The sequence below is a fragment of the Nonomuraea sp. NPDC059194 genome, assembly GCF_042754765.1.
In the GTDB taxonomy this organism is placed as follows: domain Bacteria; phylum Actinomycetota; class Actinomycetes; order Streptosporangiales; family Streptosporangiaceae; genus Nonomuraea.
On the sequence record NZ_JBHZBH010000043.1, the window covers coordinates 1 to 14,220 of the forward strand.

14 protein-coding genes are annotated in these 14,220 nt (G+C 68.9%); 8 read left to right on the top strand and 6 right to left on the bottom strand.

The genetic code is table 11. The features are described 5' to 3' along the window. Positions 1-329: 329 nt before the first annotated feature. A complete protein-coding gene (locus ACFXJ8_RS36180) occupies positions 330-1,250 on the bottom strand; it encodes an aminoglycoside phosphotransferase family protein (protein WP_379648794.1) in 921 nt (306 codons plus the stop codon). A gap of 751 nt (positions 1,251-2,001) precedes the next feature. Between ACFXJ8_RS36180 and ACFXJ8_RS36185 the strand changes: the two genes are divergently transcribed. The 5 genes from ACFXJ8_RS36185 to ACFXJ8_RS36205 all read left to right on the top strand — a co-directional run bounded on the left by ACFXJ8_RS36185 (position 2,002) and on the right by ACFXJ8_RS36205 (position 5,376). After that, the gene (locus tag ACFXJ8_RS36185) at positions 2,002-2,580 is read left to right on the top strand and encodes an IS607 family transposase (protein WP_379648796.1); all 579 of its coding nucleotides are present in this window, start codon (positions 2,002-2,004) and stop codon (positions 2,578-2,580) included. Next, complete coding sequence (locus ACFXJ8_RS36190) at positions 2,573-3,751, top strand: hypothetical protein (protein ID WP_379648798.1); 1,179 nt, start codon at positions 2,573-2,575, stop codon at positions 3,749-3,751. The genes ACFXJ8_RS36185 and ACFXJ8_RS36190 overlap by 8 nt, the downstream gene beginning before the upstream one ends. Next, complete coding sequence (locus ACFXJ8_RS36195; protein ID WP_379648800.1) at positions 3,684-4,274, top strand: hypothetical protein; 591 nt, start codon at positions 3,684-3,686, stop codon at positions 4,272-4,274. Before ACFXJ8_RS36190 ends, ACFXJ8_RS36195 begins: the two co-directional genes overlap by 68 nt. A gap of 42 nt (positions 4,275-4,316) precedes the next feature. Continuing rightward, positions 4,317-4,919, top strand: a complete 603-nt coding sequence (locus ACFXJ8_RS36200; RefSeq protein WP_379648918.1) for a class I SAM-dependent methyltransferase — start codon at positions 4,317-4,319, stop codon at positions 4,917-4,919. Positions 4,920-5,082: 163 nt separating this feature from the next. Next, on the top strand, positions 5,083-5,376 hold the full coding sequence (locus ACFXJ8_RS36205; RefSeq protein WP_379648802.1) for a hypothetical protein: 294 nt from the start codon (positions 5,083-5,085) through the stop codon (positions 5,374-5,376). Positions 5,377-5,537: 161 nt separating this feature from the next. Here ACFXJ8_RS36205 and ACFXJ8_RS36210 read toward each other — a convergent pair whose 3' ends face one another. Then, entirely contained in the window at positions 5,538-6,473 is a 936-nt protein-coding gene (locus tag ACFXJ8_RS36210; RefSeq protein WP_379648803.1) for a LysR family transcriptional regulator, read from the bottom strand. A gap of 132 nt (positions 6,474-6,605) precedes the next feature. Between ACFXJ8_RS36210 and ACFXJ8_RS36215 the strand changes: the two genes are divergently transcribed. Further along, the gene (locus tag ACFXJ8_RS36215) at positions 6,606-7,862 is read left to right on the top strand and encodes an MFS transporter (protein WP_379648804.1); all 1,257 of its coding nucleotides are present in this window, start codon (positions 6,606-6,608) and stop codon (positions 7,860-7,862) included. Beyond that, entirely contained in the window at positions 7,859-8,455 is a 597-nt protein-coding gene (locus ACFXJ8_RS36220) for a cysteine hydrolase family protein (protein ID WP_379648806.1), read from the top strand. Before ACFXJ8_RS36215 ends, ACFXJ8_RS36220 begins: the two co-directional genes overlap by 4 nt. A gap of 617 nt (positions 8,456-9,072) precedes the next feature. On the opposite strand, the gene ACFXJ8_RS36225 is transcribed toward ACFXJ8_RS36220, so the two are convergent. The 4 genes from ACFXJ8_RS36225 to ACFXJ8_RS36240 are packed head-to-tail and all read right to left on the bottom strand — an operon-like array spanning position 9,073 to position 12,430. Further along, complete coding sequence (locus ACFXJ8_RS36225; RefSeq protein ID WP_379648808.1) at positions 9,073-10,005, bottom strand: ABC transporter substrate-binding protein; 933 nt, start codon at positions 10,003-10,005, stop codon at positions 9,073-9,075. Between the two features lie 37 nt (positions 10,006-10,042). After that, positions 10,043-10,714, bottom strand: a complete 672-nt coding sequence (locus tag ACFXJ8_RS36230; protein WP_379648810.1) for an ABC transporter permease — start codon at positions 10,712-10,714, stop codon at positions 10,043-10,045. Then, complete coding sequence (locus tag ACFXJ8_RS36235; protein ID WP_379648812.1) at positions 10,711-11,391, bottom strand: ABC transporter permease; 681 nt, start codon at positions 11,389-11,391, stop codon at positions 10,711-10,713. The genes ACFXJ8_RS36230 and ACFXJ8_RS36235 overlap by 4 nt, the downstream gene beginning before the upstream one ends. After that, positions 11,384-12,430 carry an ABC transporter ATP-binding protein gene (locus ACFXJ8_RS36240; protein WP_379648814.1) on the bottom strand — a complete coding sequence of 349 codons (1,047 nt, stop codon included), beginning with the start codon at positions 12,428-12,430 and terminating at the stop codon, positions 11,384-11,386. The genes ACFXJ8_RS36235 and ACFXJ8_RS36240 overlap by 8 nt, the downstream gene beginning before the upstream one ends. Positions 12,431-12,666: 236 nt before the next feature. Here ACFXJ8_RS36240 and ACFXJ8_RS36245 point away from each other — a divergent pair, with 236 nt between their 5' ends. Further along, a complete protein-coding gene (locus tag ACFXJ8_RS36245) occupies positions 12,667-14,199 on the top strand; it encodes a hypothetical protein (protein ID WP_379648815.1) in 1,533 nt (510 codons plus the stop codon). Positions 14,200-14,220 lie beyond the last annotated feature (21 nt).

Consider the following 14,220-nt stretch of genomic DNA (forward strand, 5'->3'; position numbering starts at 1 on the left):
GGGCTACCCTCAGCTTCGATCAGGCCGCTGCGACGGCCCAACGGTGGCGGTCTTCCACCTCCACTCGATTACGTAGCGCCTCGTGGCGCACTGACTGAGCGCTTCAGTTGGCGGATTAGCACTTCAGTTGGCGGATGTGCACTTGAGTTGGCGGGCTCCGCGCTTCCAGGAGACGGCAAGAGACTGGCGATCGTTATCTGGGGTTGTCAAGCGAACCTGCTGGTCAGTCGCATGAAGGTCGTTAAGGCACGTCAGGCGAAGTAGACCCCAGAATGCCGAGCATGGTGGGTCCGGCGCGAAGGTTTTCGAGCGCGTGGAGAGGTGATCGATCAGCGATGGGCCGTTGCGATGAGGCGTCGCAGTGCCGCGTGGGCGGGTGGGCCCCACGTGGCCTTGCCGCCTGGCCGGCCGTGGACACCGGCGTCGCCGACGTGGAGGCCGACGAGGGCGCGGATCACGGCCCATCCGCGGGCGCGGCGCAGGGTTGCGGCGTCCGGGGCCGGCTGGTAGGCCGCGTAGAAGCGGTCGGCGGCGCCGTCCGGCAGCAGAGTCCAGGCTGCGGCGAGGTCGCAGGCCGGATCGCCGGCGAACAGGTCGCCGAAGTCGATCACGCCGCAGATGGTGCCGTCCGCGGTGAGGACGTTGGCCGGGTGCAGGTCGCCGTGGAGCCAGAGCGCCGGGCCGGTCCAGTCGGGCGCGGCGGCGGCGTCTTCCCAGACCGCGCGGACGGCGTCCGGGTCGGGGATCAGCCCCAGCTCGGTGGCCGAGGCGAGCTGCTGGGCGACCCACTCGGAGGAGCCTGCCAGCGGCCCTCCGCGGCCCCGGCCGGCGGTGTCCGCCTCTTCGGGGGCGGGTTGGTGAAGAGCGGTCAGGAAGGCGGCCAGGGTGTCGGCCGCCTCCGTGCCGCGCGTGACGGGGGCGCGGTCGGCGGGCTCGCCCGGCACCCAGGTGGTGACGATCCAGGGGCGCGGAAACCGCGCGGAGGGCTCGCCGAGGCGCTGCGGGACGGGAACCGGCAGCGGAAGGCGCGGGGCGAGGGTGGGCAGCCAGGTGTGCTCCTTGCGCAGCAGCTCGTCCGCGGACTGCGTCGCCCAGGGCAACCGGACGGCGAGGTCGTCGCCGAGCCGCCATAGCTGGTTGTCCCAGCCGCGCGCGCCGAGACTCACCGGGTAATCGGCCAGATCGGGGTGCTGGTCGAGCAGCAGATCCCGCACCAACTCCGCGGTGATCTCGATCTCGGTGTGCGTCATGCGGAGCAACATTAGCCGGATTTCAGCCGACCCCTTCCGGCTGCTGGAGGGGAACCAGATCATAAACGCGCGGGCGTCTGAACCTCGTTCACACGGTGTTCCATCCGCCCATGCCCTCAGACCAGGAGACCCGGGGTTGCGGGCGTGTCCCAGGCTGGCAGATGCCGGTCAGGGGCGGTTTCCCTCCTGCGCACTGGTTGATCATCTCGACGAGGGCTTGCCGATCGGCTCGGGAAGGTGCTGAAGGAGGGCGATCACCGGTTCCAGCACCTCCATCGCGGCCTCTGGCGTGAGGGAGGTGTCGTCGTTGTGATCGAGCTGGTCATGGTGAATGCCGCAGCAGACGCACTGCCGCCGTAGAGCCCGCCGCGTGCAGGTGCGCAAGGTAGGCCTGAACCGTCATGGTGAAGCGCCGGACGGGGCGGCGAACGGTGTCTCCCACCCGCACGATCCTCCGGGTAACGCCGTCACCGATCAGTGGCTCTTCATCATGCTGTTCGATGTCTCGTTTTGGGGCTGCCATGAGGACACTCCGTTCAACGGGTTCCGACGGTTTCGGCGTTGGGGGTTGCCCTGACGAGCACGCGTCACGTTAGCGGAGGAGTCGAACTTGATCCACTGGCATCGAGGGCGAAGGTGAGCTGGTCAGGGCCGCCGCGGCCGACGTGACAGGCTGGGGGTCGGGAACTGCTTCGGATTGAGTGTTCATAAGCATCCTTTGCTGTCCATGCGTGATGTATGATCTCGCCTTGTGAACCTGACGGAATGGGCGCGAGCACAGGGGATCGCCCCTCGTACCGCGTACCGTTGGTTCCGTGAGGGCACGTTGCCGGTCCCTGCGGAACGCGTGGGGCCGCGGACGATCCTGGTCAACATCGACGCGAACACCTCACCGTCTGTGACCGGTGGCCTGGGCTTGTACGCCCGCGTGTCCTCACACGGCCAGAAGGCCGACTTGGAACGCCAGCTCGTCCGGTTGTCTCAGTGGGCGGCAAAGGCCGGGTACCGGGTGGTGCGGATCGAATCCGAGATCGCCTCCGGGATGAACGGCGGCCGCACGAAGGCCCGCCGCCTGCTGGCTGACCCGGCGGTGACCACCGTGGTGGTGGAGCACAAGGACCGGCTCGGCCGGATGGACGTGGAGCTGGTCGAGGCCGCGCTGTCGGCGACCGGCCGTCGTCTGGTGGCGCTGGACGAGGGCGAGGTCGAAGACGATCTGGTACGGGACATGGTCGAGGTACTGACGTCGTTGTGTGTCCGTCTGTACGGCCGCCGATCGGCGAAGAGCCGGGCACGCAAGGCCCTACAAGCTGCGGCGGCCGATGACTGAGCCGAACAAGAAGCAATTGCGCGCCATCGCCCCGCCGTTCGTCGCCCTCGGGCCGTCCGGTGTGGCGATACGCGACCGTCTCAAGCACCTCACGCCCCAGGATGAGAGGGTCCTCCGGCTGGTAGGTGATCATCTGGGCTCTCTGGCGTCCCGTGATCTCAAGCAGCGTTGTGCGGATGGTCTGGAGCACTCCGCGGGCACGTGGGCGGCCCGTAAGCGGGCCCTGACCGCCGAGTCCTCCTCCCGGTGGGCCGGTTCGATCACCAAGGCGAGCCACGATCAGTGGGCGCTGTCGCGCCGCTGCCAGGCCGCGCACATCCATAGCCTCGAAGCCGGTGTCCGTACGCTGAGGCACCGGCTCTCCCAGCCCATCGGAGCGAAGGCAACCGAGCGGGCGCCGGGCGGATACCGCTCCGAGCACGAGTGGTTCATGAAATCGCGCCGTCTGGCAACGCTTGAGGACCGGCTGGAGCAGGTACGGGCTGAGCGTGAGGCCGGTATCGTGCACGTGGTGCGCGGCGGTCAACGACTGCTCAACAACCGCCATAATCTCGAAATGATGCGGCTGACCGAAGCCGAGTGGCGCCAACACTGGGAGGCCGAGCGCTGGTTCCTCGCCGCTGACGGCGAGAGCGGCAAGCGGTACGGCAACGAGACGATCCGCGTCACACCCGACGGCGTGGTCTCGATCAAGCTCCCGGCTCCGCTGGCCCATCTGGCCAACGCCAGGCATGGCCGGTATGTGCTGGTCTGCAGGGTGGAGTTCAAACACCGGGGCGCCCAATGGCGGGACCGGATCGATGCGAACCGGGCTGTCGCGTACCGCGTCCACCTCGATGTCAGCCGGGGCCGCTGGTACCTGACCGCATCGTGGCAACGCCCCGCCGTCAAGACGATCCCGCTGCAGACGGCCCGAGCAGGCGGGATGATCGGTGTCGATACGAACGCCGACCACTTCGCCGCCTACCGCCTCGACGCCTGCGGCAACCCGGTCGGCGACCCGCACCGCTTCTTCTACGACCTGTCCGGCACCGCCCCCCCATCGGGATGCGCAGATCCGGCATGCCATCACCCGGCTCCTGCACTGGGCCAAAGGTGCCGGTGTGGCCGCGATCGGTATCGAGGACCTGGACTTCACCGCCGAGAAGACCCGCGAGAAGCACGGCCGTAACAAGCGGTTCCGGCAGCTCATCTCCGGCATCCCCACCGGCAAGCTCAAGGCGCGGCTGGTGTCGATGGCGGCTGAGATGAATGTGTCCATCGTGGCCGTTGATCCGGCCTACACCTCGCAGTGGGGCGCGCAGCATTGGCAGAAGCCCATGAGCACGCCCCGCCGGAAGACCACCCGTCACGATGCCGCGAGCATCGCGATCGGACGACGCGCCCTCGGGCACCCGATCCGGCGACGGACGACACCGCCCCAGCATCACCAGAGCGATGGTGCTGGGCATCGGACTGTCCAGGCCGATCGTGGTACCCGGGGGCGTGAGGAAACCCGCCGCCCCGTCACGGACCGTGCACATGATGCACGTGCCCGGACGGGGAACATGCAAGGAACGCGGGCGACCAGCGCATCCACAACCGTTCGGGATGCGCGCAGTGCCGGGCGGCGGGTCCAAGACCCACTCCTGATCACTGACGAGGAACGGTTCGACTGGCTGAACGGCCGCGCAACGGAAGAGCGCCCGCCGTAGGGGTATGCGAAGCTCCTCGGCCAGGTCAAGTCCGCCCTCGACATCGACACCGGTGGCGGCGAGGTCCTCGCGGAGGCTCCGGCGTTTCCGCCGCGGATGGTCGCCACCGAAGCCTGGCCGCCCAACGCGCAGCGTGCCCGCGAGCTGCTCGGCCCGCGCGGTGTCCACGTCATCGAGACCGTCGAGGATGGCCCCTTGCCGTTCCCGGACGAGTCGTTCGAGCTGGTGACGGCACGACACCCGGTGTCGCCCGACTGGGCGGAAATCCACCGCGTACTCGCGCCAGGCGGCTACTACTTCGCGCAGCACGTCGGACCCGCGTCGGCGTTCGAACTGATCGAGCATTTCCTCGGCCCGCTCCCAGAGGAACGAAGAGGACGCGACCCTCAGCGTGAATCCGCCGCGGCGAAGGACGCCGGCCTGGTCGTCACCGACCTGCGCACCGTACGGTGCCGCATGGCGTTCTACGACGTGGGCGCCGTGGTGTGGATCCTCCGCAAGTGTGTCTGGTGGGTGCCGGACTTCTCCGTCGAGAAGTACCTCGACAAGCTCGCCGAGCTTGACACGCAGATGCGGAACGGCGAGCCCGTCGTCGCACACTCGACCCGACACCTGATCGAAGCGCGACGACCGGCATCCCGATAGCTACTTCTTGGCCTGATGCGAAGATTCTTGACCGCTCGGGCTGCCGTGCGGCTTGCCTGGCACGGGACAGCCACATCAGGTCGACGGTTTGCGCTTCCACGACCCATTGATCAAGTGCGTCGGGCCGGATGGACTGAGCGATGTCCGGCTACATTCAACGCATATGAGTGCGATGCGCGAGGAACTTCACCACCTGGTGGACCGCCTGCCCGAGGAAAAGGTGGCCCTTCTGCTTCGCCTTGTCCGCGATCAGTTCGATGAACGGCCCATCATTCGCGACCTCCCGTTCATCGGAATGCTTGAGGCCGAGCCCGACTTTGCGGAACGGTCAGAAGAGGTCTTGCGCTCCTGCGTTCCATCCAGGACCGCTCCTGGTCTGACTGACGACGGGACGCAAGCTCGAGTGGCCTGCCGCGGGATGCCGTTCGTCGGGCGCCCGCCGGAAGAGATCACGTAGCGAGGAGGTGACTGTCGCAGCCGGCGCTCAGGAGAGCTACGTAAGCGTCATACACGTCATGAGGCATGCGGAGGGGCAGAGACGGAGTGTGTCGATGGCCATGCCTGCCCCGAGCCACCGTCCGTCGATCCGCCCACGATGATCGCAGACGCGGCGGCGTTTCAGCGCCGAATCACCCAGCCCGGCGCCCAGGTCCCGGCGGCGTCGAGGCTGGCCGCTGTGGCGGCGAGGTGGGCGCGGAGGGTGGCCAGCCCTGGGTGGGGGTTGTCGCGGTGCCACAGGAGCGAGTGCGGGTAGACGGGCGTCGGGTCGGTCACCGGGATGCGGCGCAGGCCGTGGTCGGCGGGCCAGACCAGGCGGGTCTGCTCGCCCATGAAAGTGGCCAAGGCCGGGGTGTCTGCGATGGTGTCGAGGAGCGCGTCGGAGCCGAAGTTGGGGCCCGTCGCCTCGATGGTGAGGTCGAACTCGGCGACGAGATCGTCGTAGTAGGCGGCCCACTCGGTACCGGGGACGATGCCGGGCATCCAGATCCGGTGCCCGGCGAGCTGAGCGACGGTCACCGACCGGGCGCCGGCCAGCGCGTGGGCGGGCCCGGTGAGGAGCTGGAGCACCTCGTCGAGCACCCTGACGGACTCTATTTCCTCGGGAAGGGGCCGGCCGGGCGTGGCGACGGCGCGGAAGGACGCGTCGATCGCACCGGACCGAATGGCGGCGACGGCCGTCTCGACATCGAACAGCATCACCACGTCGAGCTCGATCTCGGGGTGCGCGCGGTGGAAGCCGCGCATCAGGCCCGACGCCGCGCTGCGTGAGGCGATCACGTCGACGCGCAGCGGACGGCTGCCGGGGAGCACGGACGCGACCGCTCGCTCGGCGACGCGCAGCAGCTCGCGCGCGTGGGGCAGGAACGCCTGCCCGTCGATGGTGAGCCGGGCCCCGCGCGCAGTACGGGTGAACAGCCGCACGGCGAGGTTCTTCTCCAGCCCGGCGATGCGCTTGGAGACGGCCTGCTGGGTGATCGACAGATCTGCGGCGGCGTCCTGGAACTGGCCGGTGTCTACGACGGCGACGAACGTGCGCACAGCATCGAGATCCACACCAACCGACCTTAGTGCACAACTCACAGTTGTATGCCTTCGGTCAACCGGTTGTTTGACCCGCCTACTAGCTGCGCGTTTTGATCTCCCAAATCAACGGGTGGTTGTTTCGTAGAGATCGCGGGGTGCGCGTTGGGAAGGTCGCTGGGGCGGCAGTTCAGGTGGTTCTGGGCCGCATATGCGGTCAGCGCATTCGGCACATGGCTCGCGTTCGACGCGTTCGCCCTGATCGCGATTCTCGCTCTGGACGTAGGGCCTACCGAGGTGTCGGTGCTGGCCGCCGCAGGGCTCGCGGTCGGGGCGGTGGTCGCGGTGCCACTCGGGCCGTGGGTGGAGTTCCGGCGCAAACGGCCGGTGCTGATCGCGATGGACCTGATCCGGTTCGCGGCGCTGATGAGCGTTCCCGCCGCCTACGTGCTCGGCTGGCTGAGCTTCGCTCAGCTCCTGGTTGTGGCGGTCGTTGTCGGCGCGGCCGACATCGCCTTCACGGCTGCGAGCGGAGCATGTCTGAAGGCGCTCGTCCGGTCCGAGGACCTGCTCGTTGCGAACGGGCGGTTCGAGGCCACAGCCTGGACCGCCACCGCGCTCGGGCCGCCGCTCGGTACCGCCGCGATCGGGCTGGTGGGCCCGGTGGCGAGCGTGGCGGCCAACGCGGTCAGCTTCCTCCTCTCGGCCGCGGGGATCCGCGCCATCGGCGGGCGGGAGCCACGTCCCGTGCGAACCGCCACACCGCCCCGGCCTGGAGCCGGCGACCTGCTGGAGGGATGGCGGTACATCCTCGCCAGCCCAGCGCTGCGCCCGTTGTTCTTCAACACTGTCCTGGTCAGTGGCCTGATCATGGCAGCCTTGCCGTTGCTCGCCGTCCTCATGCTCGATGACCTCGGGTTCGCACCCTGGCAGTACGGCCTCGCCTTCGGCGTCCCTTGCATCGGCGGCCTCTTCGGCTCGCGACTGGCCCGCCCGCTCCTCGCACGGTTCGGACCGCACAAGGTCTTGCTCACCGCCGGGACGCTGCGCGCGTGCTGGCCACTCGGATTGGCTTTCATCAGCCCCGGCCCCACCGGGCTCTTCCTCGTCATCGCCGTCGAACTCGGGCTGATCACCTGCATGGGCGTGTTCAACCCGGTATTCGCTACCTACCGGCTCGAACAGCTCCTGTCGGACCGGGTCGCCCGCACGCTGTCCGCCTGGTCGATCACCAGTAAAGCCACCATCGCGGCCATGACCGGCGTGTGGGGTCTGTTGGCCGGCTTCACCAGTCCCCGCACCGCGATCGCGATCGCCGGTCTCCTCCTCCTGGCGACCCCGCTCCTCCTCCCTCGACACGACCGCACGCCCCAACTCAAGAACGCCGACCAGGCGCCGCCGGAAAGGCAAACACTCGCATGAGCACCGCCCCCGCGCTCGACCCCGCACACACCGCCCTGCTCGTCATGGACTATCAGCCCGCGATCCTCGCGCTGCTACCCGAAAGCGACAGTGAAGCCCTGCTGGGACGCATGGAAAAGGTAATCGCCGACGTCCGCGCCCGGGGCGGCACCGTCGCCTATGTCCGGGTCGGCTTCACCGAGGCCGACTGGGCTGCTATCCCGCCCACCAACAGGTCTTTCGCACCGATCGCCCAGCACCGTCTCATGCACCACGCAGACCTTGACACCGCTATCCACGAACGTCTCGCTCCCCAGGACGGAGACATCATCGTGCGTAAGATCCGTTACGGAGGCCTATCCACCACCGACCTCGATCAGCGGCTGCGCGAACACGGCATCACCACTCTGATCATCGCGGGCATCAGTACCAGCGGCGTCGTCCTGTCCACCGTCCTCGACGCGGCCGACCGCGACTACCAGCTCTACGTCCTGGCCGACGGCGTCGCCGACCCTGACCCCGAAGCGCACGACGTCCTGCTCCATCAGGTCTTTCCCTCACGGGCCCACATCCTCGAAACCGCCGAGTTGCACACCCTCCTGCGGGCTGACTGACGCCAGCCGCGCCCGCCCGGCGTGGCACGGCCCGCGACTCCCGAGGATGTCCCCAGCCCCAAAGTAGCGGGGCCGTGCGCGCTGACCTGCTGTGATTCAGCGCGCGCGGAGACGGGCGAGTCCTCAATAAGGGGCGTGGTCGGCGGGCAGCGAGATCTCCGCCGGTTCAGGCGGCGATCGCGTCCGCTGCTGGCCGCTCCCGTCACCGCTCCCACGAAAGGAGCACACGACGTGGTGCGTTCCTTGTCGACGATTCCGCCGTTAGCCGATCACAGCGCCTGCGCCGACACCGTTGACCTGGACCTGCTCGCGCGTGTCCATCACGAGGCTGGACTGGCCAAGCGACCGGGGAGTGTGAGGGGCCGGCAGGCCCCTCACCGGGGTTTCAGGGGCTTGCCCCTGAGGAGCACTGCCCGAGCCGCAGGCGAGGACCACGCCGTTGGGCGGGGTTTCAGGGGGCCGCGCCCCCTGAACAACACAGTCCGAACCCCTACGCGCGCAGCGCGCCCCAGTGAGGGCCATGCAGTTAAGCGGGCCCCCGAGCGACCACCGAACCCCACGCGCGCAGCGCGCCCCGGTGAGGGCCCTGCCGTTGATCCCCGGTGAGGGCCATGCCGTTACAGCAGGCCGTTGGTGGTCAGCCAGTCCTTCGCCACCGTCGCCGGGTCGTCCTTGTCCACCGAGATCTTCTGCATCATCTGCGTCAGGTTCTCCGTGGTCAGTTTGGCCGACACCGCGTTCAGCGTGGTCCTGATCGTGTCGTTGGTCGCCGCCTTGTTCACCAGCGGCGTCACGTTCTGGGCGCTGAAGACGTTCTTGGGGTCCTGCAGCGACACCATGTCGTTGATGATGATCTTCGGGTCGGTCGTGAAGACGTTGCCCGCCTGCACGGTCCCGTCCTTGATCGCGTCAGCGGTCGTGTCGCCGGTCGGCTTCCACTCCTTGAACTCCAGGCCGTAGACGTCCTTGAACTGCTGCTCCCGACGCTTCTTGAACTCGGGGGGCCCGCCGACCGTCATGTCCTTGCTCACCTTGGCGAGGTCCTCGATGCTGGTCAGTTTGTACTGCTCGGCCGTCGCCTTGGTCACCGTCAGCGAGTCGTTGTCCTGCGCGGGCGAGGAGTCGAGGATCTCGAGTTCGGCGGGCAGCTTGCTCTTGAGCTCGCTGTTGACCTCCTCCGCCGATGCCGCGGTCGACTTGGGGTCGACGTAGAACAGCAGCGCGCCGTTGTACTCGGGCAGGACGGTCAGTCCGCCGCTCTTGACCTGGCTGTAGATGACCTCGCGGCTGCCGATGTTCGGCTTCTCCGTGACGTTCACACCCTTGGCCTTGAGCGCCTGGGCGTAGATGGAGCCCAGCAGTACGCTCTCGGGGAAGTTGAACGAGCCCACGATCGCCGTGCCCGCGCCCGCCGCGGGCGCGCTGCCGGTCGGGGCCGCGCTGGCGGCGGTGGTGTCGAGCGGGTTGCTGCCGCTGCCACCGCCGCCGCAGGCGGTCAGGGTGAGCATCGCTGAGAGCAGCACCGCCGCGGTGCCGAATATGCGCTTCATGCTTATTTCCCTTCTAAACGGGGGGGTATTAGAGAGATTATCGAACCCGCAGTCGCTGGCTCACCCCCGGGGACACCGTCACCCTCTGCGCGAGGGTGAACAGCCCCTGTACGGCGAGGGCGAAGGCGACGATCAGTACCGAACCGCCGACCACGCTCTCGTAGTCCTGTGTCGCCAATCCGTCGATGATGTAACGCCCGAGCCCGCCCAGACCGACGTAGGCGGCCACCGCGGCCGTCGCCACGACCTGGACCGCCGCCAGCCGCAGCCCGAGCAGGATGAGCGGCAGCGCGACCGGCACGAGCACCCCGAACAGCACCTGCGGCCCGCGCAGCCCCATCCCGTAGGCGGCGTCGCGCAGCTCGGGGTCGACTCCCCTGACGCCCTCGAAGGTGTTGACCAGGATCGGCGGTACGGCCAGCGCCACCAACGGGATCAGCACCGGCCAGATGGAGGCGGTGCCGAGCAGCAGGACGATCAGCACGAGCAGGCCGAGGGTGGGCAGCGCTCTGGCCAGGTTCGCGCTGACGACCACGACGACCGAGCCGCGTCCGGTGTGCCCGATCAGCAGGCCGAGCGGGATCCCGATGAGCGCGGCGAGTACAAGCCCCGCCACGGAGAAGCCCAGGTGTTCCAGCAGCCGCGCGGGGATGGCGTTGGACCCTGACCAGTTGGCGGGGTCGGTGAAGAAGTCGACGATCCAGTTCACGACGCCCTCCTGGCCCGCACCCAGGGCGTGAGCAGGCGTTGCGCGGTCAGCACGATCCCGTCGCTGACCAGCGCCAGCAGCACGATGAGCACGATGCCGGCGATGGCGGGGGTGTAGAAGTCGCGCTGGAAGGCGTCGGTGAACAGGTTGCCGAGGCCGCCCTGCCCGATGAGCGCGCCGACGCTGACGAGGCTGATGCTGGAGACGGTGACGACGCGCAGCCCGGCGAGCACGACGGGCACCGCGATCGGCAGTTCGACCTGGACCAGGCGGCGCAGCGGTGTGAAGCCCATGGCCACCGCCGACTGCCTGACGTGGTCGGGGACCGAGCCCATGCCGTCGACGACGGCGGGGACCAGGACCGCCATCGCGTAGAAGGTCAGCGGGATGATCACGGTCAGCTGAGTCAGGCCCGTCTGCGGGATCAGCAGCATGAACAGCGGCAGCGACGGCAGCGCGTAGATCACGTTCATGACGCCCGAGGTGGGCTGGTAGAGGAAGCGCCAGCGCACGCACGCGAGCCCGAGTGGCACCGCGATGACGAGTCCGAGCAGGACGGGCACCAGCGACATCACGATGTGCGCCTGGAGCAGGTTGACGATGCTGTTGGGCGAGTCAGAGCTCCAGTTGCTCTCGACCCAGCTCCACCGAAACAGCGGCTGGCCGTCGTCATCCATCGGCGGCCTCCGCCAGCGCCGCGTCGAGCGCCTCCCTGGTCGCGATGCCCACGACCTTGCCCGCCGGATCGACGGCCACCGCCTGCCCCGACGGCGACAGCAGGGCGGCGTCGAGCGCGGCGCGCAGGGAGTCCTTCCCGTGGACGTAGGTACCGAACGGCTCGTCGCGGCCCTGCCAGCCGACCGGCCTGCCGTCCTCGGAGACGACCATGAGCCATCCGTCGGACGAGCCCGCGGCAGCCGTACCCGAAGAGACGGTCAGATCGGTGCGCAGCCGCAGGTGCTCGGTGGAGACGAACGACAGCCGCCTGATGCCGCGGTCTTTGCCGAGGAACTCCCGCACGAAGTCGTCGGCGGGCTCCGACAGCAGCGTCTTGGGCGCGGCGAACTGGGCCAGCTTGCCGCCGACGCGCAGCACCGCCACCCGGTCGCCGAGCTTGATCGCCTCGTCGATGTCGTGGGTGACGAAGACGATGGTCTTGTTCAGCTCCGACTGCAGCCTGAGCAACTCCTCCTGCAGCGAGGTGCGGACGATGGGGTCGACCGCGCTGAACGGCTCGTCCATCAGCAGCACGGGAGGGTCGGCGGCCAGCGCGCGGGCCACGCCGACGCGCTGCTGCTGCCCGCCGGACAGCTGGAAGGGGTAGCGCTGGGCCAGCTTGGGATCGAGCCCGACCCGGTCGAGCAGTTCCATGGCCCGGTCACGGGCCTTCTTCTTGTCCCATCCCAGCAGGTACGGCACGGTCGCCACGTTGTCGACGATCTTGCGGTGGGGGAACAGGCCCGCCTGCTGGATGACGTAGCCGATGCCGCGCCGCAGCGTCGGCGGATCGATCTCCTTGACGTCGGCGCCGTCGAGCAGGATCCGCCCCTCGCTGGCGTCGATCATCCTGTTGATCATCCGCAGGGTCGTGGTCTTGCCGCATCCCGAAGGCCCGACCAGGACGGTGATCCGTCCGGTCTCCGCCTCCATGGACAGGTTGTCGACGGCCACGAAGCCGTCGGGATACCGCTTGGTGACGGCGTCAAATGTGATCATGCGCGACCTCTCGCTCGACCGGCGGGGCCGCGGCCCGCCCCATGATCTCTGGTCGCCAGACTACGGCGAGCGATCCGCCTGTGTCCCGCTGCCCCCCAGGTGAAACGGTTCACGCGGCTATCAAATGAGCATCCAAGGGTGCATTCCGCCTCGGTAACCGGCATGATTGCCTGCAACACCCCGACGCCGCCCCCTCATCCCCAGCGTTCACTCTTCTTTCAGAGGAATTCGGCCCCGTGACCCACTCGCTCACCGATCAGCGATCTCGCGAGGATCTGATCGCCGAGCTCTACGACCGTCACGCCGCCGGGCTGTTCGCCTACTGCGCGGACCAGCTCGGTGACCCGGGCTCCGCCTCCGACGCGCTGGACGCCGTCCTGTCCAGCGTGCCTTCCGTGGAGCCGCCGCGTGCCGCGCTGTACGCGCTCGCGCGGCGGGAGATCTTCCGCCGCGACATCGTCTACGCGCCTCCCGTCATCGATCCCCTGGTCGATCCCGCCACCGCCCTGGTCGAGCGCGTTCTGCGCGATCTGCGCCCGCACCAGCGCGAAGTGCTCATGCTGTCCATCGTCATCGGGCTCACCGACGCCGAGCTGGCCTGGGTGCTCGACGTGGCCCAGGACACCGCCGTCGAGCTGATCCAGAGCGCGGCGCTGCGCTTCCGCCAGTCGATGCTGTCCGGGCTGGCTGTCGCCGGCCCCCGCCTGACCCAGCCGGTGGCCGAGGTGTACGGCGCGCTGGGCGTGGCGCCGCTGCGCGACGTGCTCGGCCGCCTGCCGTGGCGCCCGCCGCCAGCCGCCCTCAGGATGCGCCTGCTCGGCCCCCGCCCCGATTCGTCGAGTACGGCTCCCGCGCCCAGGGCGGGCTCGCTGTTCGTCAAGCCGATGTGGCCCACGACTCCCGTCTGGCCGGTCCCGCTCGGCGACACCGATCCCGCGACCAGCACGGGGCTGTTCCCGACCGAGCTGCTCACCCCGCCGGACCCCTCGCGCGTCCCGCCCCACGAGGCCGCGACCGCGCCGATGCCGAGGCTGCGCGACACGATCACTCCGCGTCCGTCGCTGCTGTCGGCGCCCACCCCCGCCGACGTGCTCGACGCGCCGCCGACGTGGGACGCCTTCAGCAACCCGGCCAAACCCGCCAAGCCCGCCGCTGCCGAGCAGCCCGTGGCGCTGGTCGGCGGCGACATCCTGGACGACACGTGGATCCCGGCGATCCCGGCGATCCCGGCGATCCCGGCGGCCCCGACGACCGCGACGCCGCCTGCCGTGGAGGCGGCCGACGACCCGGTGGACGTGCCGATGCGCGCCCGCGACCGGTCGGCGCTGGCCGACCTGCTGGTGCACAAGGGCGAACCGCGCAAGGAGTCCGCCGGTCTGTTCACGCCGCGCAGACCGGCGAAGGAGCCGGTCTACGTGCTGCCGCCCGCGCCGGGAGAGCTCCCGGTGCAGGAGGCGGCCGCCGCCTCGCCGTCGCCGGTGGACGCGCCCGCCGATTCGGTACGGCCCGCCGTACCGAAGACGCCGGAAGCACCGGCAAGCACCAAAGCCACAAGCCAGAAGGCACCGAGCAAGAACAGCACGGGCAAGAAGAGCACGACGGCCCCGGGCAGCAAGCCTTCCAGCAAGAAGGCCGCGAGCAAGAAGGCCGTCAGCAAGAAGCGGAAGGGCAAGCGGCGCACCCGCCACCATGACTGGGCCTGGGAGCTGGTCGGTTTCCTGGTGTGTGTGGCGATCGCGATGCTGGTGTTCCTGGCCCTGCCGATGTAGAACCCCAGGGATGGCGGCGGC

Bases quoted from the DNA above. Each gene is read 5' to 3' on its own strand.
- ACFXJ8_RS36180 (WP_379648794.1), bottom strand. From the start codon at position 1,250: ATGACGCACACCGAGATCGAGATCACCGCGGAGTTGGTGCGGGATCTG.
- ACFXJ8_RS36235 (WP_379648812.1), bottom strand. From the start codon at position 11,391: ATGGATGACGACGGCCAGCCGCTGTTTCGGTGGAGCTGGGTCGAGAGC.
- ACFXJ8_RS36220 (WP_379648806.1), top strand. From the start codon at position 7,859: ATGAGCACCGCCCCCGCGCTCGACCCCGCACACACCGCCCTGCTCGTC.
- ACFXJ8_RS36190 (WP_379648798.1), top strand. From the start codon at position 2,573: ATGACTGAGCCGAACAAGAAGCAATTGCGCGCCATCGCCCCGCCGTTC.
- ACFXJ8_RS36205 (WP_379648802.1), top strand. From the start codon at position 5,083: ATGAGTGCGATGCGCGAGGAACTTCACCACCTGGTGGACCGCCTGCCC.
- ACFXJ8_RS36225 (WP_379648808.1), bottom strand. From the start codon at position 10,005: ATGAAGCGCATATTCGGCACCGCGGCGGTGCTGCTCTCAGCGATGCTC.
- ACFXJ8_RS36240 (WP_379648814.1), bottom strand. From the start codon at position 12,430: ATGATCACATTTGACGCCGTCACCAAGCGGTATCCCGACGGCTTCGTG.